This is a genomic window from Paenibacillus dakarensis (assembly GCF_001373415.1).
In the GTDB taxonomy this organism is placed as follows: Bacteria; Bacillota; Bacilli; order Paenibacillales; family Paenibacillaceae; genus Paenibacillus_AQ; species Paenibacillus_AQ dakarensis.
Window position 1 is genome coordinate 56,832 of sequence record NZ_CDSE01000087.1, and the last position, 24,945, is coordinate 81,776.

26 protein-coding genes are annotated in these 24,945 nt (G+C 44.9%); 9 read left to right on the forward strand and 17 right to left on the reverse strand.

Going from position 1 to position 24,945, the window contains the following annotated elements; translation table 11 throughout:
- Position 1: 1 nt before the first annotated feature.
- The 6 genes from BN1234_RS18945 to BN1234_RS18970 all read right to left on the reverse strand — a co-directional run bounded on the left by BN1234_RS18945 (position 2) and on the right by BN1234_RS18970 (position 6,958).
- Complete coding sequence (locus tag BN1234_RS18945) at positions 2 to 1,627, reverse strand: putative polysaccharide biosynthesis protein (RefSeq protein ID WP_054958207.1); 1,626 nt, start codon at positions 1,625 to 1,627, stop codon at positions 2 to 4.
- 51 nt (positions 1,628 to 1,678) lie between these two features.
- Positions 1,679 to 2,158: a DUF456 domain-containing protein gene (locus BN1234_RS18950; protein ID WP_054958208.1), complete on the reverse strand. Its 480-nt coding sequence runs from the start codon at positions 2,156 to 2,158 to the stop codon at positions 1,679 to 1,681.
- 8 nt (positions 2,159 to 2,166) lie between these two features.
- Positions 2,167 to 2,913 (reverse strand): Cof-type HAD-IIB family hydrolase, encoded by a 747-nt coding sequence (locus BN1234_RS18955; protein ID WP_054958209.1) that lies wholly within the window; start codon positions 2,911 to 2,913, stop codon positions 2,167 to 2,169.
- Positions 2,914 to 3,105: 192 nt separating this feature from the next.
- A complete protein-coding gene (locus BN1234_RS18960; protein ID WP_054958210.1) occupies positions 3,106 to 5,166 on the reverse strand; it encodes a peptidoglycan D,D-transpeptidase FtsI family protein in 2,061 nt (686 codons plus the stop codon).
- A 167-nt stretch (positions 5,167 to 5,333) separates the two neighbouring features.
- Entirely contained in the window at positions 5,334 to 6,485 is a 1,152-nt protein-coding gene (locus BN1234_RS18965) for a transglutaminase domain-containing protein (protein ID WP_054958211.1), read from the reverse strand.
- Between the two features lie 38 nt (positions 6,486 to 6,523).
- Entirely contained in the window at positions 6,524 to 6,958 is a 435-nt protein-coding gene (locus BN1234_RS18970) for a hypothetical protein (protein WP_054958212.1), read from the reverse strand.
- A 184-nt stretch (positions 6,959 to 7,142) separates the two neighbouring features.
- Between BN1234_RS18970 and BN1234_RS18975 the strand changes: the two genes are divergently transcribed.
- Both BN1234_RS18975 and BN1234_RS18980 read left to right on the forward strand, forming a co-directional pair.
- Complete coding sequence (locus BN1234_RS18975; RefSeq protein ID WP_054958213.1) at positions 7,143 to 8,294, forward strand: MFS transporter; 1,152 nt, start codon at positions 7,143 to 7,145, stop codon at positions 8,292 to 8,294.
- Between the two features lie 417 nt (positions 8,295 to 8,711).
- Positions 8,712 to 9,059 carry a toprim domain-containing protein gene (locus BN1234_RS18980; RefSeq protein WP_054958214.1) on the forward strand — a complete coding sequence of 116 codons (348 nt, stop codon included), beginning with the start codon at positions 8,712 to 8,714 and terminating at the stop codon, positions 9,057 to 9,059.
- A gap of 88 nt (positions 9,060 to 9,147) precedes the next feature.
- On the opposite strand, the gene BN1234_RS18985 is transcribed toward BN1234_RS18980, so the two are convergent.
- The 3 genes from BN1234_RS18985 to BN1234_RS18995 all read right to left on the reverse strand — a co-directional run bounded on the left by BN1234_RS18985 (position 9,148) and on the right by BN1234_RS18995 (position 11,258).
- Positions 9,148 to 9,765 (reverse strand): SCO family protein, encoded by a 618-nt coding sequence (locus tag BN1234_RS18985; protein ID WP_054958215.1) that lies wholly within the window; start codon positions 9,763 to 9,765, stop codon positions 9,148 to 9,150.
- Between the two features lie 57 nt (positions 9,766 to 9,822).
- Positions 9,823 to 10,761: a heme o synthase gene (gene cyoE / locus BN1234_RS18990; RefSeq protein WP_054958216.1), complete on the reverse strand. Its 939-nt coding sequence runs from the start codon at positions 10,759 to 10,761 to the stop codon at positions 9,823 to 9,825.
- Positions 10,762 to 11,036: 275 nt separating this feature from the next.
- Positions 11,037 to 11,258 (reverse strand): alpha/beta-type small acid-soluble spore protein, encoded by a 222-nt coding sequence (locus BN1234_RS18995; RefSeq protein ID WP_054958217.1) that lies wholly within the window; start codon positions 11,256 to 11,258, stop codon positions 11,037 to 11,039.
- Positions 11,259 to 11,696: 438 nt separating this feature from the next.
- Between BN1234_RS18995 and BN1234_RS19000 the strand changes: the two genes are divergently transcribed.
- Positions 11,697 to 12,677 carry an aldose 1-epimerase gene (locus BN1234_RS19000; RefSeq protein WP_054958218.1) on the forward strand — a complete coding sequence of 327 codons (981 nt, stop codon included), beginning with the start codon at positions 11,697 to 11,699 and terminating at the stop codon, positions 12,675 to 12,677.
- 153 nt (positions 12,678 to 12,830) lie between these two features.
- Positions 12,831 to 13,073 (forward strand): alpha/beta-type small acid-soluble spore protein, encoded by a 243-nt coding sequence (locus BN1234_RS19005; RefSeq protein WP_054958248.1) that lies wholly within the window; start codon positions 12,831 to 12,833, stop codon positions 13,071 to 13,073.
- Positions 13,074 to 13,183: 110 nt separating this feature from the next.
- Here the strand turns inward: BN1234_RS19005 and BN1234_RS19010 are convergent, their stop codons facing one another.
- Both BN1234_RS19010 and BN1234_RS19015 read right to left on the reverse strand, forming a co-directional pair.
- Positions 13,184 to 13,588, reverse strand: a complete 405-nt coding sequence (locus BN1234_RS19010) for a hypothetical protein (protein WP_054958219.1) — start codon at positions 13,586 to 13,588, stop codon at positions 13,184 to 13,186.
- Between the two features lie 339 nt (positions 13,589 to 13,927).
- The gene (locus tag BN1234_RS19015; protein WP_054958220.1) at positions 13,928 to 15,733 is read right to left on the reverse strand and encodes a M3 family oligoendopeptidase; all 1,806 of its coding nucleotides are present in this window, start codon (positions 15,731 to 15,733) and stop codon (positions 13,928 to 13,930) included.
- A gap of 108 nt (positions 15,734 to 15,841) precedes the next feature.
- On the opposite strand from BN1234_RS19015, the gene BN1234_RS19020 reads away from it, so the two are divergent.
- Positions 15,842 to 16,039: a YycC family protein gene (locus BN1234_RS19020; protein ID WP_054958221.1), complete on the forward strand. Its 198-nt coding sequence runs from the start codon at positions 15,842 to 15,844 to the stop codon at positions 16,037 to 16,039.
- Complete coding sequence (locus tag BN1234_RS19025) at positions 16,036 to 16,266, forward strand: hypothetical protein (RefSeq protein WP_054958222.1); 231 nt, start codon at positions 16,036 to 16,038, stop codon at positions 16,264 to 16,266. Before BN1234_RS19020 ends, BN1234_RS19025 begins: the two co-directional genes overlap by 4 nt.
- A gap of 76 nt (positions 16,267 to 16,342) precedes the next feature.
- Here BN1234_RS19025 and BN1234_RS19030 read toward each other — a convergent pair whose 3' ends face one another.
- Together BN1234_RS19030 and BN1234_RS19035 are read right to left on the reverse strand one after the other, a co-directional pair.
- Positions 16,343 to 17,044, reverse strand: a complete 702-nt coding sequence (locus BN1234_RS19030) for a DUF2225 domain-containing protein (RefSeq protein ID WP_054958223.1) — start codon at positions 17,042 to 17,044, stop codon at positions 16,343 to 16,345.
- 49 nt (positions 17,045 to 17,093) lie between these two features.
- Positions 17,094 to 17,471 carry a globin domain-containing protein gene (locus BN1234_RS19035; protein ID WP_054958224.1) on the reverse strand — a complete coding sequence of 126 codons (378 nt, stop codon included), beginning with the start codon at positions 17,469 to 17,471 and terminating at the stop codon, positions 17,094 to 17,096.
- A 451-nt stretch (positions 17,472 to 17,922) separates the two neighbouring features.
- Here BN1234_RS19035 and spoVV point away from each other — a divergent pair, with 451 nt between their 5' ends.
- Together spoVV and BN1234_RS19045 are read left to right on the forward strand one after the other, a co-directional pair.
- On the forward strand, positions 17,923 to 19,146 hold the full coding sequence (gene spoVV / locus BN1234_RS19040) for a dipicolinic acid transporter SpoVV (RefSeq protein ID WP_054958225.1): 1,224 nt from the start codon (positions 17,923 to 17,925) through the stop codon (positions 19,144 to 19,146).
- 64 nt (positions 19,147 to 19,210) lie between these two features.
- Positions 19,211 to 20,014 (forward strand): NAD kinase, encoded by an 804-nt coding sequence (locus BN1234_RS19045; protein WP_054958226.1) that lies wholly within the window; start codon positions 19,211 to 19,213, stop codon positions 20,012 to 20,014.
- A gap of 62 nt (positions 20,015 to 20,076) precedes the next feature.
- On the opposite strand, the gene BN1234_RS19050 is transcribed toward BN1234_RS19045, so the two are convergent.
- Both BN1234_RS19050 and lipA read right to left on the reverse strand, forming a co-directional pair.
- Positions 20,077 to 20,703, reverse strand: a complete 627-nt coding sequence (locus tag BN1234_RS19050) for a YutD family protein (RefSeq protein WP_054958227.1) — start codon at positions 20,701 to 20,703, stop codon at positions 20,077 to 20,079.
- Positions 20,704 to 20,727: 24 nt separating this feature from the next.
- On the reverse strand, positions 20,728 to 21,630 hold the full coding sequence (lipA, locus tag BN1234_RS19055; protein ID WP_054958228.1) for a lipoyl synthase: 903 nt from the start codon (positions 21,628 to 21,630) through the stop codon (positions 20,728 to 20,730).
- A gap of 202 nt (positions 21,631 to 21,832) precedes the next feature.
- Between lipA and BN1234_RS19060 the strand changes: the two genes are divergently transcribed.
- Entirely contained in the window at positions 21,833 to 22,945 is a 1,113-nt protein-coding gene (locus BN1234_RS19060) for a M23 family metallopeptidase (protein WP_054958229.1), read from the forward strand.
- Between the two features lie 32 nt (positions 22,946 to 22,977).
- Here the strand turns inward: BN1234_RS19060 and yunB are convergent, their stop codons facing one another.
- On the reverse strand, positions 22,978 to 23,976 hold the full coding sequence (gene yunB, locus BN1234_RS19065; protein WP_054958230.1) for a sporulation protein YunB: 999 nt from the start codon (positions 23,974 to 23,976) through the stop codon (positions 22,978 to 22,980).
- Positions 23,977 to 24,135: 159 nt separating this feature from the next.
- Positions 24,136 to 24,924 (reverse strand): TrmH family RNA methyltransferase, encoded by a 789-nt coding sequence (locus BN1234_RS19070; protein ID WP_054958231.1) that lies wholly within the window; start codon positions 24,922 to 24,924, stop codon positions 24,136 to 24,138.
- Positions 24,925 to 24,945 lie beyond the last annotated feature (21 nt).

Sequence of the window (24,945 nt, forward strand, 5' to 3'; positions counted from 1 at the left end):
CTTACCCGCGCTCACGAAGCCGTGAAGGCTGAAGCCGCATAAGCGGCCGGAACAGCTTCTGTATTACCCGAGGATAGCTGGAGAGCTCTGCCTGGCGAAGTACACCGAGCATGATGAGCAGTACCAGATAGATAACTACCACGACTGCTCCTACCAACAAGCAGCTAATAAAAAATGCAATGCGCGCTGGTATGACATCAACCAATTGATTCCCGAGCTGGTTAACCCCGTAACCTGCAGCTAAGGCTGCAAGACCTGTGATGATAAAGCCACTCCAACGGGAACCCAGTATAGAGAATGGAACAATGGTTTTAATTGAACGCAGGTTAAGCACCGTAATAACGAGGAAACAGAGTGCCGTCGCACCGATAATTCCATAGATCCCAAAGAGCGGAGCGAGCAGCACACTTGCAGCCAGCTTAACGATAATCCCGATCATAACGTGAACCATTGAAATTTTGGCTTTACCAATCCCGAGCAGGATTGAGCCTGAGGTCATCATCGTAATCTGGAATATCGTACCGAAGGTCAGCATGGCAATGATTCCGCTGCCGTTCAACGAGCTGAACAGAAGTCCGTTCACAGAATAGGATGCCGCAACCAGAGCAAGCACAATAGGCATTCCCGTAAGTATCGATATTTTAAGTGCAAGTGTGACCTGGCGCTGCAGATGATTCTGATCTTTTCTAGCATAAGCTGCAGAAATGATCGGTATTAATGACTGACTGAGCGCGATGGCTAAAATCGGAGGAATACCGGCAATACTCTGTGCACGTGTACCAAGAACTGCAAGAGCGGCAGTTGCTTCCTCTGCTCCGAAGTTTCCAGTCAACAGCGGTTTAACAATAGAACCATCAATGAAATTGATAGCCGGGACTGCAAGAGACGATAGTACAATCGGAATCGACAGCGTAAAGATCGCTTTATATATCCCGCCAAGCGGTATGGATGTGTCCGGACCGGGCAGCTGCAGCTTCTGATCCTGACGACGCAGCTTTATGGCAAAGAAGATCATTACACCAAATGCCGCTACACTCCCCAGCACACCGCCGAAGGAAGCCCCTGCCGCTACCCAAGTATCATCGTAACCCATACGAACAAGAATATATGCAAGTCCAATTCCTGTGATCACACGGGCAATTTGCTCAACGATCTGCGATACGCCCCCAACAGTCATAAAGTTTCTGCCTTGGAAATATCCGCGCATCATTGCAATCGTCGGGAACAGCAGCAGCGCTGGTGCAAGTGCCTGTATAGCTGCTGCCGACTCAGGCACCTCAGCTACATATGTAGCATAATAAGGAGCAGCAAAATAGAGAATTGAAGTCATTACAATACCAGCACCAGCCGAAAAGAATAGGGCCGCCTGGTAGATGCGCTTCGCTTCAGATGGTTTATTCAGCGCGTAACGTTCAGATACCATTTTACTAAGCGTACTAGGTATTCCTGCCGTTGCTAAAGCTAACAGCATTAAATATACATTATTTGCAATCGTAAAAGACGCATCCCCTACGTTATCGAGCAAGTGCTCCAGCGGAATTCGCTGAGCAAGCCCTAATACCCTGGCCACAAGTGCCGCTGCAGCCAATATAATTGTACCTTTAATGAAAGACTCTTTCTTAGACAAAATAAGTACCCTTCTTTCTTCCGATAGGCAGACACCAATGAAGTATTTACCTTAAAAAATCCAAATCAAGAATATAATAATCATGGCAAGCTGCAGAACAATTTTAACGACAACACTGCTAAACAGACCAAGTACGGAGCCAAGGCCCACTTTCATCGACTTGCTTGGGTTAGAACCTGCCAAGATCTCACCTATAAACGCCCCGATAAATGGACCAATAATCAAGCCAAAGGCAGGAATAACGAACGGCCCTAAAATCAGCCCAATAGTGCTGCCCCAGATGGATGCTTTTGAACCGCCAAATTTTTTCACACCCCACGCATTGACTCCATAATCAGCGACGAACAGAATTACTAAGATGAGCGTCTGAATTATCCAGAAGAACACACTGTAATGCTCAAACGTAAAGAACCAGCCATAGACGAATAATGCCAAGTAGATGGCGACTACGCCAGGCAAAATCGGATAAACAGCACCAGCCATCCCGACCAGAAATAAAGCTATGACTATGATCCAACCTAGTATATCCATCTATTCAATCACTCCCCGCGCAAAATATAATTGCGGATAACCTCTGTGATGCCATCCTCATTATTGCTCGCTACGACGATGTCTGCTTCATCCTTAACCGTCTGCTGAGCGTTGCCCATAGCCACACCCAGTCCCGCCTGTTGAATCGCTGCTAAATCGTTCAGACTATCACCCACAGCTACGACCTGTGACATCTCAAGTCCAAGCAAGCCGCATACTTGTTTAATTCCCTCAGCCTTGTTAATTCCCTTAGGATTAATTTCGAAATTGTAGGGCGATGAGTTTGTTATTTCAAGTCCATCCATCTCCTGAAGTTTCATAAGAATATGATGGCGCACATCATCGTCCTCATTATGATATCCAAATTTCAGCCATTCCTGGTTTTCAATGTTCTCGTCCCACATCTCCCGGTTATACAGGCGATCGACTGTATACGCCCAGAACCATGATCCCGTTTCCTCAGCAATTTCATGCATTTTTCGCACCAGCTTAACATCAAGCAGCGCACGGCGGTATAAATCATAAGGAGCGCGCCATACTTCACTTCCATTCACCGTAATCATCGGGGTTGAAAGCTCCAATTGCTGCGCATAAGGATATGCATTCTTGAACGAGCGCCCTGTGGACAAGCATACATGAATTCCTTGGCGAACTGCCTCTTTAATCCATTTCACCGTCTCGGGAGAAATCTCATTATCATCCTGAAGCAGTGTTCCATCCATATCTAATGCCAGCAATTTGTATTTATGAGTCATGGTCTGATCCCCCTAAAAATCTGTACTGTTTAAACATAACGACATTTTACCACAAACCATTTATGTCATACACTAAGCCCACAGAAACAGCTTCATTTTGCCTTTTAAATTCAATTTCGGTTTGAAAAAGCAGGCCCAGGATCCTTGTTATCCCGAGCCTGCTTTTGTTAAATTGAACCTAAGTTTTACGGATTACTGAGTAATCCCTTCTGCACTTCCGTCCTCTGCTTCATCTGTCTTGGGATGCGGTGTACCGTCGAGTCCGTATACTTCATCATACGCATCAAATATTTTGCGAGCTACTGGTGCAGCACTATAAGCACCAAAACCGCCTTCCGGAATAACAACAGCTACGGCGAGCTTCGGATTTTCCCGTGGAGCGAACCCGATAAACACCCCGTTATCCGTCAGGATTCTTTTCCCATTAACATATACCTCTTGCTGGGATGTACCTGTCTTACGGGCAAAGTCATAACCAAAGCCTTCAAAAGACGGTAACCCTTGTGTGTTCATCCCTTTTATCACTTCATTCCAATATTGATCGGGGAATGTCACTTTATTTAGAACTTCGCGTTTGAATTTCTTAACAACATTGCCCTCTTGGTCCTTGATCTCACTAACCAGCTGCGGCTTGATGCGCTCTCCGCGGTTAGCCAGCGTCGTTACATACTGAGCCAGCTGCATCGTGGAATACTTACCGGATTGGCCGAAGGAAGCAAATACCAGTGCAGCCAGTGGGCTACCCGCCTGTTCAATATTGAAGTATTCAATGGTACCTTTATACTCACCTCGAAGCCCTATTTCTGTAGAAACACCCAACCCGAAGTCTTTCATGTATTTGTCCCATACTTCAATACCCTTGGCACCATATTTATTAAACAATTGTTTACCTACCATATCAATCATGAAAGCATTGGACGAATTCTGAAGGGCAAGCGCCGGGTCAATGGATCCAAAGGCCTTCGACTGGGAGTTACGGACCCTCGACTTGTCTCCACCGAATTCTGCATATCCTCTGTCATAATAATAATCATTCACTCCGAAGAATCCCTCGTTCAAACCAAGCAGGACACTTAACGGTTTAACCGTGGAACCAAGAAGCAGGACTGACTCCAGATTATTAGCCGATCGGCCTGAGCTAAACGGGCTAATTGTACCATTTCCCATGAAAGGAGTTACCTTATCCCAATCATCTGTATTATCCTTCCATACATTAGGGTCATAGTCAGGGATGCTTGCCATCGCAACGATGTTGCCTGTATCCACCTCCATGGCAACCGCATATCCTGTCTTGGCATCCGGGTGCGTTCGGCCTGAGAACGGAGTTGTACGCAGCCATTCGAGCTGTTCGACAATCGCCTGTTCTGCTTTCATCTGAATATCTTTATGAATCGTTGTGTGTACGTTATTTCCCTTTTCAGGTGCAACCATCGTCGGCACGCCATCAATCATGTTTTGCGGATTGATTGGTATGCTCATATAACCATTCTTGCCGCGCAGCTCGTCCTGGAACATCATCTCCATTCCGTCATAGCCAACCCACTCGGTTTCCGTATACTTAAGTCCAGGGTCTTTCTGGTCCTTGTTCGCTTCATCAATTTCCTTATACTTATCCAGAGATTTAACTCCCTTAAACTCTTTCAAATAACCAATCGTTTGTACTGCAACTGTATCCTTATCATAATAACGAACGTTTTCCTCAACAATCTCTATGCCAGGAAATTGATCTTTATTTTCAATGAAATAAGCGACTTCCTTGTCGGTCAGATCCCCTTTAATTCTTCGCGGCTCATATCCGCCCTGTTTCTTCGAATCCAGATCCAGCAAGTCAAGAATGTCCTCTACCGTCAGCTTCTCCGCATCGGCAGCACCATGCTCATCAAATACCTTGCGCATCTTCTCTGCAAATGCTTCGATTTCCGGACGGTTCTCCATTCCTTTTTCCGTCTGACTGTTGTAATTCTTCAGCAGCGTGACATAAAGCGCATTCGAGGGCTTAGAGAAAGCGATCGGCGTTCCCGACGCATCAATAATGCTCCCCCGGATCGGCTGAAGCGGAAAGTTCTTCGTCCGGCCTCCGGTTTCCTGCTCTGTCAGTTCAGGACCTTCCACGAACTGCAGGATCGCAAGTCGGACAATAATAACGCAAAATATAATAAATGTACTGAAAAAGAACAAATTAATTCTTAAATTAAATTGGCTTCCGGCATCCCCTTCATCTTGCTTTCGCTTGCCCGCTTTAAAACCTTTCACCTTGCATTTCTCCCCTTTGTTGTCTTTCACATAAGATCATCTTAACACAAAGTGTAGCCCTGATTCACCTTTCCACAATGTGACATGAACCGGGCGAAATGAAATCAAGATGGCCTGGAAACAGGCCATCTTGATCATATTCCGTTCTATCTGTTTATCTTTAAATCTTAAAATACCTGTTCTTTAATATGCGTCTCATTGAAGCGGGGAGGATTAAACCAGTTCCCGCTCTGTGCCCATGTTGGGTCAAGAGGTATCCATTCCTGTTTTTCACGCAGATAAACCTCATTCCATGCATGCGGCCCATAACCGCCTTGGCCATTATAGCCCCGTCCTGTAACAACCCGAACTTTCAGATCCTGAGAACGAGCCATCATCGCATACAGTCTTGCATAATCAATGCACACACCTGAACGGGTATCATAGGTGTCTTGAGGTGTTTGTTCCTTCCAAATCCGCTGTTCCTCATATAACTTCACTTTTTCATGGTCATAGGACACCCTGGTTCCTACCCAATCATATAATTTCCGGGCTTTTTCTTCATCCGTATCGGCCCCCTTCATGACATGCGCAGCAGTCTGCTCAATCCCTTCAGGAATAGCGTGATCCACAACCTCATATTTCTGCTGCATAATGCCATTAAGCTCTTCTTGAACAGACTGAGTAAACACAGGCAGCTTATCCCGCACCAACGAACCGGATAACGGTTCAATTACTGCCTGTGCTCCCTGCTTGTACACAGGTGAAGACTCTACATAACGGCTGAACGAATGATCCGGATAAAGGCTGACCCAGATGAACAGAATAGCAATAACAACAATACTCCGTACCATTCCAATAATAATACCAATCCCAGCCCCTGCGATACGGCTGCCAGCACTTGCCGGTTTATCTGCTCTTGAACCAAATAGCCCTAATCTTCCGCTTATGGTCAAGGATACAAATAGACGGAGTATAAAAAGGATCATGCTATAGCTGATCATAAACAGAACGGCAAACCGCAGCAGCGGAAAATCCGCCATCGAATTAACCAATGTATAGTAAATCTGTTCCCATAACTTAAGCTCCTTATCGGGAATACGGCTTCCCAATGATTCAAACCAGACTGAGGCTTTGGGAGATAACCATAATGTGAAAGGAACAGAGATCGCTAAACCGATTAAACGAAGAAGAGCTTCCCCGATAAAATAGGCCAGTTTCCCAGCCGATCGAGATGCCCCCCGATTCCACCCCTGGATGAAAGAAAAGGCCATAATTAACAGCAGCAGGATTGTAATTCCATTTCCTTCCCTCAGACTGTTGGTCCATGCTGTTAACATGGCAACCCCTCCTTTCTGAGACTAGCTTCTAAGCTGCATTATTTCTTTTTTGCTTGAGCAATAAATTCCTTTATCGTCTCGTTCATATCCCATTTACCGACAGAAACTCCTTTATAATTCACTTCTACTTCTTTCCCACCGGCTTTTCCTTTGAGCTCCAGGTTGGGTGATTTCACCGTAAATGTTCCATCACCATTCGATGTATATTTTGCTTCCTTTGCCTCTTTCATCATGATGTTCATAACTTCAGTCTTAACCGTATCTACAGCTTCGTTCTTGACCGTGGTTACAACCTCGCCAATCTGGTCTATGGATATCCCGCTATAGATAAGCAATCCCCCAATGATAAGAACAACCAAAGCCCATTTGATGACCGTCTTGACCAAATTAACCACGATAAATAGCACGATCAAGGCAATGGCGATCACCAGCCAGTTTTGCTTCAGAAATTCCAGCCATACTTGTGCATCCATTCCACTTTTCACTCCCATCACTTACGTGTCTGCGGCTACCTTTAACCGTTCTTATAGATTATACATGATTCCCTCTAAAACTGTCAGTAAGACCTCCTATCCGTAAATAAAGGGAATAAGCTTGGCAGCTAGGGCGTACAAGTATTAACATAACCTGTCTTAGATGCGGGTAGGAGGTGCTTCTATGAAAACAGCGATTTGGTTGTACATGTTTTTGTTTCTGGCATTCTTTGATCTGCATGCCCAGTATCCTGTTCTCACACCGTTTGCGATATCGCTCGGTGCCGCCCCGACATTCATTGGATGGATGATGGGCATTTATGCTTTAACACATTTGCCGGGCAACCTGCTTGCCGGAAACCTCATTGACAAGCAAGGGAGCCGGCGATATATCATCTTCAGCCTGACGTTTGCCGGTATAATCCTGCTGCTGCAAGCCCATGTACAGCTGCCTTGGCAGCTGCTTGCACTCCGCTCCGTCAGCGGTTTTGTGCTTGCCTTTTTGTCTCCTGCCTGCCTTGCACTTCTGGCTTCCCTATCTAAAGACCCCGTAACACAAGGGAAATACATGTCAGGACACGGTGTCGTTCATACGCTTGCATCTGTCCTCTCCCCGGCAGCAGGGGCCTTTATCGTAGCAAAAGCAGGCTTTTCAGGAACATTCCAAAGCCTGGGCTGGGTATTGATTTTCACAGGAATTATGGCTTATCTCACCATTCCAAAACCATCTAAACTCACTGTCAGCCAGGGGGGCAACAACAAACCTCAAGAAGCATCCAAGGCGCTTCCTTTCAGCCTTCGCCTGTACCTTATTCCCTTTGCCACTGCTTGTTCACAAGGCATTCTGTTCTTTGAGCTCCCTCTCCGGGCCAACGGTCAAGCAAGCATTATGTCCACCGGTCTTCTCTTTTCGAGTGTAAGCCTCGGTGCGTTAGTTACACTTAGCATGCTATTTCTGAACAAATATGCACCTGTCAAGAGAGTCGCCCTGGGCATCTTTGGACTCGCATTATGTTTCTATGCCCTGGCGGCAGCAGATCAGCTTCCGCTTATCGCGATATTATTTACTCTGGGCATAGCCAAAGGGCTGCTGTTCCCCGCCCTCTCTTCGCTATTTATTGAATTAAGCGGAGGAGGGAGACTCGGCAAAGTGTTCTCATACCAATCCATTGCAATGTCGATCGGTTCCTTTATAGGCCCTATTGCTTCAGGACAGATTAGAGACGTAATTTCTCCTTACTTTATTGCTTTTCTCTTGTTGATGATTATTTTGCTGTTCCTTCCATTCCATAAAAAAACTCAATCCGTTGAAATTCCCGCAGGGATAAGCGTCTAACATGGATCTCATTGCAAAATGCTGATTATGATAAATATCATTCACCTCCCAATAGGCCAACACACAGTCCACTTGGATATTTGGACCATAGTATACACTGTGGCAAATGACCACCGAGATTCAAATAAGGGGTGAAGATAAATGAGTCACGAACATAAACACTGTCATACAGTGAAAGGCGGCTCCTCTGTTGGAATGATTTTGGTTCTGTATATTTTACTAGTAATCATTCTTAGCTGTTTTTACTAAAATTCAACAACTCAACTACGGCCTTTGAGACAAAGGCCGTTTTCTTTTTTTTGCATGAAGACTCGCTGACAAGTTAAACTAAGTACACAGCCAGTTCCACCATGATTCTGCGACATTTCCCGGGGAATTTCACAGGGACATGCCTTAAATAGGACAGAGGTGACATAAATGTCGATTTTTATTATTGTTGAAGGCAAAAATGACCGCAGCAAGCTTCGCCGGCTTCTAACTCCGGATATTACAATCCTTTGCACGTTCGGTACGTTAAACACTCTGAAGCTGGAATCGTTGTACAAGCAGGTTCGAAATCATGAAGTGTATCTTTTTATGGATAATGACAGCTCAGGTAAAAAGATCAGAGGTGTACTCCGCGATGTATTCCCTGATGCCACTCACATTTATACGAGACGGGGGTATGCAGGAGTGGAAGGTACACCTGATGAATATGTGATAGCCCAGCTAGAAAAAGCCGGGTTGGAGGAGTTTATCATCTATCCCCCTCCTATGCCTACTTAGGCTTTTCAGGGAATAAGAAAAGCGTGAAACCATCAAAGAGACTGGGGTCAGTCCCCTGATAGTTCCAACGCTTTTTTTAATGTATATATTATTCCTTAACTAATGCTCTAACGTCCTTTGCAACTTCTTCGATCTGCACGCTGTCCGGGTCTGCTGCATTGTACATTTTCCGGATATTATTATCGCGGTCGACCAATGCTATATAGTTCCCGTGTGTAAAGTTCGATGAATCTTTGCCGAGCAGCGGAATTTTGAAGGAGCCTTCCATCAGTTCCCTTGTCTTCTCCTGGTCTCCGCGGAGAAAATACCACCCGCTGTAATCTGCGAAGAATCGATCCCCGAACTCCTTGATCTTCTCACGCGTATCCGTCACAGGATCAAAGGAAATGGAGACAAAGCTCACATCTTTACCGAATGTGCCGTCGTTCTTCAGTTCATCCTGAACCTTGGACAACAAAAAAGTCGTTACAGGACATACATCAGGACAGCTTGTGAAGTAAAAATACATCAACCTTACTTGTCCTTTAGTGTCATCTCTCGACACCGTTTTCCCATCCACATTTTCCATCGTAAAGTCCGCAACCTGTCCAACAACAGGATACTTACTCTTCCCGATACCTAATGCGTTGTATACGAGCGCTATGGCTGCAATAATGCATACTGCAAGCACCAGCCAAGTCCATTTAAATTGTTTGAGCGATGACATTCAAGCCCGTTCTCCCTTCATTCCACCTATATTTTATATAGAGAAGACAACTCTAGGTTAATGAACTGTATTAAGAACGAGAACAATTAAACTAAGCGTCAAATAGTTAATGGAGAAGAGGAATACTTTTTTGGACCAAGCTTCATTATCTTGGGCACGAAGGCCTTTAATAGTAAGATAAAGCCAGGTTATTGATAACAGCAGTGAGATCACCAGGAAAAAGACTCCGGCATAGCCGTACGCATACATCAATACAGGCAGCGGAACTAACAGCGCCACATAAGGTATCATTTGGATTTTAGTCCGTTTAATGCCCTTTACCACCGGAAGCAGCGGAAACCCTGCTGCACGATATTCTTCAACACGGCGAATACCAAGTGCCCAGAAGTGAGGTGGCTGCCATAAGAACAGTAAGGCAAACAACAGCCATGCCCCCATATCTACCGTATGTGTAACAGCAACATAACCAATGACCGGCGGCATAGCACCGGAAATAGCTCCAACCGATGTACTCCAGGTTGAGCTCCGTTTAAGCCAGAGCGTATAGACCACTACGTATACAAACATACCTACAATTCCAAATATGCCTGCCAGCACGCCTGAGAAAATGAAAAGGACCGCCAGGCCTACAACACCTAAAGTGATCGCGTACCATAACACCACATTTGGGGTGAGGCGACCTGTAGGGAGAGAGCGCTTACGGGTCCGTTCCATCTTCATGTCCAAATCACGGTCAAAATAATTATTAAAAACACAAGACGATGCCATAACAAGTACGGTTCCGAGAAGTGTCATGATCATCAATCCAATTTGTATGTCCCATTGGGAAGCAAGCCAAAATCCGGCAAAAGCCGCTATTAAATTAGACCGGATAATCCCGGGTTTTGTCACAGTAATGAAATCTTTCCAAGTACCCGATTGTTCAGGCGGGTTGGATTTTGCGGAAGCCAGTGTTACGGAATCCGAAGGAGCTTGGTAACTCATGTGATTTTCCACGTTTCAAACGTTCCTCCTTGTTCTGTCGTTATGGAGAAAGATGCCTCCGCTATAAAGTTTATCATATCAGCACGAATAAGTGTTGCGCAATCCTCCGAATTCATTCGACCAATATGACAATTCGGTGAATTTTAACAGAAGTTTTCCAGCTTGACGGTGGCCCTTCCAGTAAGGCACAATTTGTCTAAGAATGACCGGCACCGTAAGGAAGTTCTCGCACATAAAAAAGCCCGAGCATTGCTGCTCGGACTTGAATGCACTTTATAAAAATGTAATTACAAGTTGCGTCCAGAAAGGGACTGTTCCGCTATTTGCACCAAACGTTTTGTGATATATCCACCAAGCGATCCAGTTTCACGTGAAGTATAATGACCCATATAGCCATCTTGTGGGATAGTGACACCCAGCTCTTGAGCAGCCTCCATTTTAAGCTGCTGCAAAGCGGCGTTTGCTTGCGGTACTACCAAATTATTACTGCGGGAACCTCGTTGTGCCATGTTTATCAAATCTCCCTTCACTGATAGGTCTGTGTTCCAGTGCAAGCTTGCAAGCTTATTATGTCTTTTTCTCGCACCATTATACCTAAGTATTTTGTAAAAATCCGAGAGGCGTTAAATCCCAAAACATTGGAGGTTTTTATACATGAGCAAAGGACTCTCCCTTTGGTTTGCCTGTTCATCCATTCTATTGCTAAGCGCTTCAGCTATCTCAATTAGCCATAATGTCTTACTAGCTATCCTGCTAGCTATTCTTTCGGTATTCAATATCGGGTGGGGCTTTATTATTAAGGCAAAGCGCAGACGCTCCTGACATAAAGGATTATGGCTATTGAATCCAGTCAAATATGACATGCATTTTTTTTACGTCTGTTCGTAAAATCTGTTATGATGGAGTTAATCATCTACTATTGATTAATGTGGTAAAGGAGCATCGATATGAATCAAGTGACCAAAGGACAATGGAATGGATACGACACGTACATCTTAAACACTGGACGACTAGAAGTGACACTCCTTCCGCGTCTCGGTAACAATGTCATCGAAATAAAGGACCAGCAAGAACAACGCCAAGTGCTCCGTAAGCCTGAAGAAAGTGAGCTGGCATTCTACTTACAAAAACCTTACCATTTCGGCATCCCGATGCTAATTCCACCTGGCCGGATCGCTAAAGGCCGCTTCGAGTACGATGGAACCAGTTATCAATTTGATCAAAATACAGCTAACGAAAATCATATCCACGGACTGCATCGTACTCAAGCTTGGTGCGTTAGTGATATTGAAGAAGATGATGAGGGCTGCGCTGTCACTACGGAATTTTTAACATCAAGTGACCCGCGCTGGATAGATCAAATGCCGGAACCATTGAAATTACAAATGACCTTCCGCTTGCAAGGATCTGAACTTCATCAACGTTTACGGGTTACTAACCTCGGAAGCCGCTCTATTCCTTTCGGGCTTGGATACCATACTTGGCTCCTCCTCGACGGACGCCCCGATCAATGGACGCTGAAACTTCCGGTTGATGGAATCTGTACGCTTGATGAACAGCTTCTCCCAACAGGAGAGTTCTCTTCTCTTGGCAAACTGGAAGCATTGAACACCGGATGTAACCTGAAGGGGTCAGATCTGGACACCATTTTTAAAATTCCTGAAGGTGCGCCGGCTGAAGCTCTTCTCACTCGAGATGATGGATATTCCATTGAATACTCAGCGGACCGCTCATTCTTTAAATATTGGGTGTTATATACGAAAGGAACGGCCGATCAATTCCTCTGCATCGAGCCTTACACCTGGATTCCTAACGCACCGAATCTCGATCTCCCAAATGAACTGACCGGTCTTATTAACCTGGAGCCTAATCAAATGATTGAGCTTAATACAAAATTGCAAATCCACTATCCAATCTCGAAAGATTGAATTGAACATTTACGAGCCCTGATAACTTCAGGGCTTTTTTTATATTCTGCACTAATAATTACCAAGAATGATGTGTGTATCTTACGCATGAGATCCTTCCCTTTCAACCATAATAAACTCATACAACGTGAAAAGGAGGTGACAAACATGGGTATGGGTCAAGGAGGACAAAGCCGCAGAAGCGGAAGCCGTTCCAACAACCTGGTCGTGCCTCAAGCTAACGCTGCGCTTCAACAATTGAAGTTTGAAGCAGCACAAGAATTGGGCGTAACGATTCCACAAGACGGTTATATGGGTAACTACACTTCCCGTGAGACTGGTTCTTTGGGAGGTTACATTACTAAACGTCTGGTGCAAATGGCTGAACAACAATTGTCTGGTCGTTCAAACTTGTAGTCGATAATGCTCTTCCTATAAAGAGAGAGGCGATCTTCTCCCCAAAGATCGCCTCTCTTGTTATGTATTTTAAGGAAAACATAAAATAAACCGCTTTCAACCAATGAATCTTAAAACTCTAAGGTTGCCTCTGAAACGCTTGATCTGGGATAACGAATCATCAAATTTGCCATATTATAATTCGATTCGAGGATCGCATCCACCATAATAAGCCCTTGTTTCACCACAAAATCATAGCTGATTTCTCCATGCGTCCAATGTCTTTTATGCTTAAGACTTTCAAGAGCCATAGCTCTGAATGATAGCAGTTGATCTGTGTTTAACCCATCCTCAACAGGTGCCATTACGCCGTTACGTCCTGAGAGTGGATTATGGCGGATACCGAATTTCCCAATTACGTTATTTCTTATTTGCACAAATACAGTACCCGAAGATAGTCCAGATAGTTCATTTTCCAATTCTTTAAATACTAAATCTAATTGCCTAACCAGAGAAAGCTGATCCAATTTAATCATTTCAAACCCCCTTAATTATCTTAATTATTCCCCTATATAGGGCTTATGACTCATTATATGACAAACATTTGGTGTCATCAACAAGATTCCACATAATTGGGTATTTATTCCTAGTATTTTAGTTTTTTCCTCACCCAAATCCCCTTCAATTCGACATTATTTTTCTAAGCATTCACATGGCTGTAGAGCGATTTATTGAAAAGTACAGGTATACCGGAGGGACAAGTACCCCATGGTACTATGTTAAGAAGGATGATAACTCATTCTATCGTTATATAACGGCTTGGTATAAAAATTAAACAAAAAAAGAAGTCCCAAGGGACCTCTTTCCTGTCTATATTATATTAAAGCAAGGTGTTCCGTCATCTGTAAAAATTCCCCGATATCCGCGAGGCACATATCCACTGCACTTTGCCAGAAATCGCGCTGTGTAAGGTCTACATCAAGATGCTTTTTGGCAAGCTCTTCAACAGTCATAATTCCGGTATCACGAAGCAGCGCATCATATTTATCTGCGAATGGGCTTCCCTCTTCCAGCGCACGGACATAAAGCCCCGTACTGAACAAATAGCCGAATGTATACGGGAAATTATAGAATGGAACGCCTGTGCTGTAGAAATGCAGCTTGGAAGCCCAGAAATGAGGATGGTAGGTAGTCAGAGCGCCGCAATAGGCTTCCTTCTGAGCTTCCTCCATCAAATCGGAAATCTCCTCCTGATTCAGCAGTCCTTCCTTTCGCTTGTCGTAAAAACGGGTTTCAAACAAGAACCGGGCATGGATGTTCATGAAAAATGCAACGCTGTTCTGGATTTTTTCTTCTAGTAGGGCCAGCTTCTCTTCTTCATTTTTAGCTGATTTAACAAGCGCATCCGCCACGATCATTTCTGCGAAGGTTGAAGCTGTCTCCGCTACATTCATTGCATAGTTCTGATTGAGGACCGGCAAACCTTTCATTAAAAATTGATGGTAGGCATGCCCCAGCTCATGAGCCAGTGTAGATACATTCGAAGCAGTCCCCCCAAATGTCATGAAAATTCTTGTCTGATTGCTTTCCTGGAATGAAGTACAGAATCCACCCGGGCGTTTTCCTGGCCGATCTTCCGCCTCAATCCAGCTTTTATCAAATGCCATCTGTGAAAACTCCGCCAGTCTTGAACTAAACTTGCCAAACTGCTCCACAATGGTTTCTGCTGCTTCATCATAGGTTACTTTTGAAACCGAAGTTCTAATCGGCGCCTCTACGTCTGTCCAGGATAATCCGTCCAGTCCCAGCAGCTTGGCTTTGCGGTTCAAGTATTGAACCACCATAGGCTTGGCATCCTGAATAACTGCCCACATCGTGTCCAGTGTTTCACGGGACATCCGATTGATGGCAAGCGGTTCTTTAAGGACATCGTCCCAGCCACGATTAGCATACAGCTTCAAGCGAAAGCCGGCCAAGTGATTAAGTGTATCTGCACAATAGTCACCTGCTTCGGTCCAAGCTTTTTCCCATTTTTCAAACATATCCTGCCTGATTTCACGATTCGGGTTATGGAGCTGATTATGAGCTTGACCTGCAGACAGCATTTTTGTCTTCCCGTCTTCTTCGAACGGAATCTGAATTTTGCTGACAATGGTATCGTAAAACTCTCCCCAGCCATGATAACCGTCAATCGCAAGCTCAAGTGCTAAACTTTCCATTTCCGGATTCATTTTCTCACGGGCTAAATCCCGGCTCTCGTTCAATATAAATTGATACGGCTTTACCTTACTTGTTGATGTCCAAGCTTCCCACACCGTATCGTCGATACCGCGCAGCAGATTATCAAACGTGGTTGAAATACTTTGAAGATCTGCATACATTGTGGTAACCCGCCCGGAAAGCTGGATTGCCTTCTTATCATTCTGGTCCTGTGCTGCCAAACAGCCAACAAATGAACCGGCTTCGCTTAGCTTTGCTGCAGAACTCTCAAGCTTGGTCAAAATATGCTCTAGCGACTCTGCTCCCTTGAGATCCGCAGGAACTTTCGCGCCTACCACCACTGTACGAAGTTCTTTCATTTCTTTCTCTAAAGAACTGAGAAATGCTGCGAATTCAGGAGAATGCGACCCTCCTGAAAAAATGGATTCCAAATCCCATGTTTGCTGCAGTGGTTTATTCATGGCCATCACCTTTCTTTGCAAAAATGTCAGGTTGTAATTTGTTTGGTATCGTATTAAAGTGTATAACTATATTTATATTCTAAAATATACGGTTGGAGGGAGACTTCTATGAGACCTTTACAAATATCGCCGGAAACGGCAATAACCCTTTCGAAGCAGCTTGGTGTTCCTATTGAACAGCTGATGCATATGCCGCAGCACATCCTGATGCAAAAAATCGCTGCTTTAGCTGAAACACAGCAGAAGGATTCATCTAATGACAATGAGGACAAGAGCCAGAACAATGGCAGCGCGGAGAAATTATGATCCCTTTTTCAAACACCTTGCCTTATGACACTCTTTCCGGAGATATATATGTACAGGATTGCCCCTTCTGCGGCAGCAGCAACGTTTTGCTTCCGATGAAACCTGAGGAATTAGTCAGCGTACGCGAAGGAAAGAAGAAGCTTCTCATTTTTCCTTGCTGCCACAATAAGGTGACAGTTCTTGATAGTGATGCGGACTATCTGCTCACCGATCAAAAACTGCGCTAGTGACTTCCCTGTTTAGCTGCTATGGTTCATCTTATATCCTTAGCCCTCTTGAAGAAGAGGGCTTTTTTACGGGCTTTTATGAGGTGCTCATTTCATCAGGCAAAGCCATTTTCTCAGCCAGCATCTGTTCACGTAAAACAGTCCACTGCTCCCGGGATGCCCGAATCATGGCCGCATCAATGATCTTCTTATCATGAATCACCCGTGAAAACCATTGAACTGCATCATTATACCGTCCCAGCCTCCGGCTTAATTCCCCAATCAAATACAGCAAGCGCGCATCATTGGCTCCAACACCCTCCAGCTCAAACACCCGAATATAAGCATCAAGACTGTGAGCTAAAAAGCGCTGCTCCTGCTCTTTATTGTCTTGATAGCGATACAACCAGGCAATGTGGTGGAGCAGGCTTGCCACAATTCGCTCGCTCTCACCTATAACTTGAGCGCATAATAAAGCCAGTTTATAGGTTTCCAATGCATCCTCGAGACTTCGTTTACCTCCAAAATCCCGCTCCGTCCACCGGCTTCCGATCTTTGTCCTAAAGTCTGTTTTCTGCTTATCACTGAGCCTTTTCGCTGAGTTTTCTGTGGAAGCGAATCCGCATTCAGGGCAAACTCTAACTACATAAAAGTCCGGATTTTCATTTTTATAATAACCACAGAAATCTGTATCGGTTCTTATCGCTTTTTTATAACTGGGACGTACCCTTGAAGTCGTAAATGAATGCTCGCAGCTGCCGCACAAAACTGTAATTGTATACAGGGGTTCTAAAGTCATACTAATGACATCCCTTTCCCATCATGTTGTTTCTACTAAAGCAGTCATATTAAGGTGTGTTTACAAAATGCCGGGCTGGACCAGATAACCGCTGCAGCACAAACTCACGAAGGTCACTCTCCACACCGATTTCTTCTAATGCACCTGCCATACAGCTAAGCCATTCGTCTGCGTGCCTGTCCGTAATCGGGAATTTCAGATGCCTCGCTCTCATCATTGGATGTCCGTATGCATCAGAGAACAAAGCTGGCCCGCCAAAAAATTGACTCAAAAACATATACTGCTTTTCCATGACTGGCATAATATCCTCCGGAAATAAAGGTGCCAGCACATCATTTTGCTGTACTCTCGGGTAAAAGGCTTCGACTAAGGAACGAATGCCCTCCGCGCCGCCGAGATTATCATAGATACTCAGCCTAGGGTCCATCTCAATATTCTCCTATCTGAAAAAATGTCTTATGTCAGTCTAATTATATCAGAGTTAGCGGAAACGTCTATCGATCCGACTCTATAAAGAGTCACTGCTTACTCTTAAATAAACAAAAAAAGGTGCTAAACGATGTTTAGCACCCTGACCTTATTCAATAACTGCGCCAATCCTCTTCACCCTGATGGACAAGAGAGGCTCGTATTACATACACGAAGGCGCAAACGAGTATACCCGCGACTATGCTCATGATCATCACTCCATCCAAATAATTCGAAAGATGTGCTTTGATGGTTTCATTATAGCACAATGTTCTCAAAAATAAAGCACTTTTGTAAACGCTTACCAACCTTTTTTGTACTGTTTGTCCTATGGACGGCATACAGATTGACCATTAAGAATATTTCATAACTTATCTGATCTTTTTTGCTCAGGGGGCGTTGTTTAACCTATGACCATGAAAAAGATGGGCTGGATACTTCTGATGACTGCATTATTCAGTATTGTCGCCCTGATGGCTATTTTTCCTGAGGCTGCCCTGCAATCAGCCGTTCGGGGTCTTTCTATCTGGTGGGATGTACTCTTCCCGTCACTCTTTCCCTTTTTCGTCATCTCTGAGGTATTACTAGGCTTTGGTGTGGTTCATCTGATAGGGACGCTCTTAGACCCCTTAATGAAACCGTTATTCCGAATACCTGGAAGCGGCGGCTTTGTGGCGGCTATGGGATATGTTTCAGGCTACCCGGTTGGAGCCAAGCTGACCGCTAAGCTATGGGATCAAAAAATGGTTACAAGGGAAGAAGGAGAACGCCTGGTTGCCTTTACAACCTCCTCCGATCCCATTTTCCTGATCGGTGCTGTTTCGATCGGTTTTTTTCATAACCCGCGAATCGGATTAATCCTTGCTCTAGCCCACTACGGCGGGGGCTTTATCGTTGGTTTGCTAATGAGGTTTCATGGCCATAAGAAGAGCAACAAATCTATACAGCCGGAACAAGCTGTTAAGAATAATCGGCTCAAGGCTGCTCTGTATAATATGCATAAAGCAAGAGAAGCTGACGGGCGTGATCTTGGTACTCTGTTAAGCCATGCTGTTCAGTCCTCTCTCCAACTTATTATTGTCGTAGGCGGCCTGGTTGTATTCTTCTCTGTTTTTCTGGAATTATGGACTCGTGCAGGAGCAATCCCGGCGCTGAATCAGGCTGTAAATGCTCTTCTAACTCTCGTTGGAATGCCTGAGCAGCTTACAACAGCACTTGTTGGGGGACTATTTGAGGTGACCCTTGGAGCCCGCTATGCCGGAGAGGCTGGGGATGCTATACCGTTAGCCTATAAAGCGGCTGCAGCTGCATTTATCTTATCGTGGGGCGGATTATCTGTACATGCTCAAATCGCGAGTATTTTGAACGCAACGGATATTCGTTATATTCCCTTTATGATTGCCAGACTAATTCATGGTGTACTTGCTGTGGCTGCTGTACTGATATTATGGAAGCCTGTAATGGGAGAAACGACGGCAGCCTATTGGGTTCCAGATGTTTCTGAAGTGTCTTTCAATGGGTATACCCGTATGATGGCTGTATTTTGCTTATTGCTTGGGATTCTTATCGCTCTGGCTCTCATCATGGAAGCATTGATCCTCTTACGACGAAAATCCCGCAATTTCCCAAGGTAACGTTGTTTTCTTCTCCAAGATTGATTATCATCGATATATAACCTTTATAAAGGAGCTTATCAACTTGAGATACTATGTTCTGGACCGCGGAGACCCATTGTCTGTAGAATTGAGTCAACAATTTCACAAGCTGGCGGAACAACGGGGCTTTGAACTGGATGCAGAATCTCCTGAAATTGTTGTCTCTATTGGTGGAGACGGCACTATGCTGCACGCTTTTCATACGTTTATTGACCGGATTCCTGATTTGGCTTTTGTCGGGGTTCATACGGGCCATCTCGGATTTTATGCCGACTGGAAAGCTGATGAAATACCAAAGCTGATTGATTTAATGTGCGGAATCGGTGACCCCAAGATTATGAAACCACGCATAGTCAAATATCCGCTGGTACAACTAGAAATTCACAAAAAGTCAGGTACTGCTTCTTTCATTGCCCTTAATGAATTCACACTTAAAGGTGTGGATGGAACTCTCGTTGCACAGGTTGACATTAATGACGTTACTTTTGAAATGTTCCGGGGTGACGGTATTTGTATTTCAACACCTTCAGGCAGTACAGCCTATAATAAAAGCGTCGGGGGAGCTATGGTTCATCCATCCATTGATGCCCTGCAAATTGCAGAAATCGCATCTATTAATAACCGGATATTCCGGACACTAGGCTCCCCTCTTCTGCTCCCGAAACATCATCATTGTGATATTTTCTCAAGTAAGGATCAACGTTTACTGCTTACGGTCGATCATAATAATTTCCAAATTGATGATCTTATCTCCGTTCGTTGCCAGGTAGCTGAGCAAAAGGTAAGCTTTGCCCGGTACCGTCCGTTCCCGTTTTGGAATCGTGTACGGGATGCTTTCTTAGGATAAATTTTACACATAACCAAAAACAGCAGCTCCTATTTAGGAGGCTGCTGTTTTTACTTTATGATTTATTTAGTCAACTGGTTATTGCTCTTTGAATTTAGACGCATGTCCCGATTTTCACGGATCTCCCGCTGATCCCGGTTATCACGCTGTTTGGATTCCTTCCATGATTTCGATTTATTAGAGCGGGATTCTCTTCCTTCTTTAAATTCGCGTTTTCCACGGAATTCATGAGCTTCCTTGGGTCCAGTCTCATTGGAACGGTTGGGTTTATGATCATTCGTCTCTTGAGGGTCCTGACTTTCAGATGGATTAACATCGCTATCCCCACCTTTATCCAGAGCTTCCTGGGCCGTCCTCATTTCCAGTTCCTTTAATTCCTGTTCTTTTAATTCCTTCAGCTCATTAGGATCTTTAATTTCTTTGCTCTTCTGTAATACAAAGTAAGCACATCCAAAGTTGCAGTATTCATTTATGTAATCAGACATCGCCGAGTACATAGCATCTTTCGCAGCCTTCGGATGGTTATCCCGGTAGAACCCCTTTAACCTCAGCTGGTTGTAACCCCAATCACCGACAATATAATCATATCGTTCAAGCACTTCACTGTATCTGTCTCGGAAAGCTTCCGGATTCCAGCCATTTCTATGATCAACCAGCACTTCATAACTTCTGTTGCCTATAACGATCAAACAAGCTTCCCCTGCCTTTCCCGGCTATGACCGAACAATCTCTTCCTTACGGCGTTCAGCCGATTTTACCTGTTCATGCGCATGATAAGAACTGCGTACAAGCGGCCCGGATTCTACATGACTGAACCCTCTTTTAAGCCCCTCTTCTTTTAGAACCGCAAATTCTTCAGGTGTGTAATACTTCACTACATTCAAATGCTTTGGTGACGGCTGCAGATACTGACCAATTGTCATAATATCACAATCAACTGCTCTTAGGTTATCCATGGCCTGCAAAATTTCTTCCCACTCTTCGCCTACACCCAGCATGATACTGGATTTTGTCGGAATCTCCGGCTGCATTTGTTTTGCATTTTGAAGCAGTTCCAGAGAACGTCTGTATTTTGCTTTTGCCCGGACACGATCAGACATACGCTCAACCGTTTCAATATTATGATTCAATATATCCGGCTTCACATCCATAACGATCTGCAGGGACTCTTTATTCCCCATAAAATCGGGAATCAGTACCTCAACCGTGCATAGGGGCAAGCGTTTGCGAATTGCTTTCACGGTCTCTGCAAATATGTATGCTCCTCCATCCTTCAGATCATCCCGTGCGACACTCGTCACAACACAATGACGAAGATTCATCTTTTCCGCCGCTTCAGCAACACGTTCTGGCTCTTGCATATCCAATTCAGTAGGTAAGCCTGTATTCACTGCACAGAAACGGCATGCTCGTGTACATATATCTCCCAAAATCATAAACGTAGCTGTGCGGTTTGCCCAACACTCATAAATATTAGGACAGCGAGCCTCCTCACAGACGGTATGAAGGGTTTTTGATCGCATCATACTTTTTATTTCATTATAGTTATCGCCAGTAGTCAGCTTGATCTTAATCCAGTCTGGCTTAGCTTGTTTATTATTCGCAGTTTTAGACAAGAAGACAACCTACTTTCTCTTTTAATTAAATAGTCCTTCAACTTGTTCCATATTATATCATGAAAATCTTCGGAATACCTATCCACATCGATATGGAAATGATCTTTGAACGGTATGGATAAAAACCTCTTTTTTGAATCACCCTACTGGAAGACATTCATATGCATGAGCACTTTAAAAAAATCCGAAAGGACAGGACACCATGATCATCTCAATACAACGATGGGACTGGCAGACAATAAAGGCCCGCTGGGCTCCTGCGGTTTTGATAACCGCTGCGGTTGCTGCTGCCGCTCTTATGGCGCCTTCCTATGCTGCAGCGGCGGACAAGGAAGCTGTGCTTACTGAAACAGGAGAAGTAAAGGCACAGCCTCAGATTAAAACGACTGATGTATTCTCATCCAGAAGAATTTTATATGACCGTGTTTCGGCTTTGACTCAAATCCCCTGGTATCGTCTGGCTGCTATTGATCAGTATGAACGAACCCTAACGTCTGTTCATCCCAAAGACCGAAAGCATCCTGAGAGGCTTACAGGTATTTTTGTTCAACCTGCCGTTTGGAGCGGTCCGCTGAATCCGAATCTGGAAGATACTCATCCATCGTCTATTAGTTTATTTAATGGAATGGGACAGGATGGTGACGGTGATGGAATTGCAGATCCCAATAATGATATGGACTTGTTGTATAGTATATCATCAAAACTAAAGCCTCATGGTCATTCCATGGATGATTTCGCCATTGGATTATGGGCGTACTATCAGAATGGCAGGTCTGTGCAGCGGATCATGCAGTATTCCAAACTCTACGAGAAATTCGGAAAGCTTGATCTGTTTAAACACTCCTTCCCGCTACCTATAGGCAACAACTACTCGTATCGGAGTACTTTTGGAATGGGACGAAACTGGGGAGGTTACCGCATCCACGAAGGAACTGATTTGTTTGCTGGATATGGCGTACCGGTTCGCAGCACCTGTTACGGGATCATCGAGCTCAAGGGATGGAATAAATATGGCGGCTGGCGGATCGGCATCCGTGATCTGAACAATTATTATCACTATTATGCACACTTACAAGGCTTTGATAAAAATATCAAGGCTGGGGATATTGTCGTTCCAGGCCAATCCATCGGTTGGGTCGGAAGCTCTGGATACGGCAAACCTGGTACCCAGGGGAAATTCCCACCCCATTTACATTATGGAATATACCGCGATACAGGATTGACTGAATGGTCCTTCGATCCATATCCGCTTCTTAAGCACTGGGAAAACCAAGAGCGGCAATCTCTTCGCAAAAGCAAAAAAGCGCGTCCCTAAACCTAGGGCGCGCTTTTTTTACTTATCTGCAGCTAGGGCTGACTCGCTTTATTTTCACTATTGGCGCTTCCGGATTCTGAAGGGGCGGAAGCACCGCCATGAGTATTAGGAACAGGAATTGAAACTCCCGGATTTGGCGTTGTATTCGGGTCCACGGGGGATGCATTTCCTTCATGCCGGCTTAGTGGTGGAATCGCGATGCTAGGAGCACTTGAGCTATTCTCCCCCACCGGTCTGCCCTGATTATCATAATAGTACATGGGTACATCACCAACGACGAGAAGATAAGAGATCGGGATATCGGTTTCCACAACCTGTGGTTCCATGTCAAAAGGAACGACAACGGCTACCTCTGTTACAATGTGGACATACACCTCGATCAGAATCATGTTAATCCCCGCTTCTTGTTGACGGGTATCCAGCTGTACCTTAACAGCTCCCTGCGGTTCGATCTTCACAGGAATTTGCGGGCCAAAAGAAGCCACGATCGGGCTCTTTAACACCTGGCCCAGAGGAATATGCTCTTTACGCTTATGCATGGATTCCAGTGTCTCCTGTACGAGCTGGGTCGTATAAGAAGTAATCCTCAGATGCTCTCCATAGTTCAGCATGAACCCGGTTACTTTTCCAGAACTGTCCGTTTTCCAATTCACAAGATTATCAAACTGCTTACCTTGAGCGACCTGATTCGTTATTGCTTTGTTAATCGCTTCAGTAGCAATTTGTTTAACCCGGATTTGGGCCAAATGCATAATCGGCGGCCTTAAATTTCTCTCTACATACAGAAACAATTGAACGATGGCGAATAAAAAAATAAGCGACGCTATAAGCCACCACTTTCGCCTGCTTCGTGGTTTGGGAGCTTGAGAACGTGTCTGGCTCCATGATACTTTCACTGGTTTGTTAAAGTTCCCGAAAGACTTAAAAGCGGAGGTCTTGGACTTCTTATATACGCGCCGCATCCGCGGTCTGTTCCACGCCGGCAAAGACGGAAACGAGAACCGCCGGGTCCCCCACTTCTTTCTCCTCATATGTTCCACCTCCCATCATCTGCTGTGAAGGCGTACCCCTTCCCCTTTGACAAGCTTCCCTAGAGGATATGCGGATTCCGTGTAAAAAAGAAGGACAAGAGAAGCCGTTATAAACGGTTCCCTTGTCCTATGTAGTATCCATCCAGCTAGTGATAGAGGTCAGCAGCCGCTGTACTCCCGCTGGCGCAGCGCTTCAAACATGAGGATCGAGGCAGCCATTGCTGCATTAAGTGACTCTGCCTTACCCGGCATCGGGATGATAATCGCATCATCCACCAGTGCCGCGACTTCAGGAGAAACACCACTGCCCTCACTGCCAATCACAATCCAGCATGATCCCGTAAAGTCATAATGGAATGCCGTTGTCTGCCCGTCCAATGATGTTGTAACCAATCGTGCGCCCATTTCTCTTGCTTGTGGAAGAATATCGGTCAAATCCCCCTCCACAACAGGTAAATGGAACAGGGAGCCCATTGTGGAACGCAGGGTTTTCGGATTGTACAGATCAGCACAGCCTTTACCGAGAATTACCCCTCCGGCTCCGGATGCATCCGCACTACGGATAATCGTTCCCACGTTCCCGGGATCCTGAAGGCCGTCCAGAACGACTACAAGCTTATTCCGATCCAGCTGACTCCAAGCTATTTTCTCCTTGCGAACAACGGCAAAGACGGGCTGCGGGGTCGTTGTATGGCTAACCTTCGCTATGATAGCCCTTGTTACACCAATCCACTCCACGCCGCTGTGATCCGGCAGATCTCTTAATTCGAATGGAATGCCCTGTTCATAATCATAAGCAATACATTCGATGTCAGCTCCGGAAAGAAGCGCTTCCTGGACTAGATGAATGCCTTCAATAAGGTACTTATTCTGCTTGTCCCTGTGTTTTTTCTCCTGCAGCTGAGCCCATCCTTTAACCCGTGCATTTTGTAGTGATAATATCTCCATTTTGTTTTCACCCATTCTGGC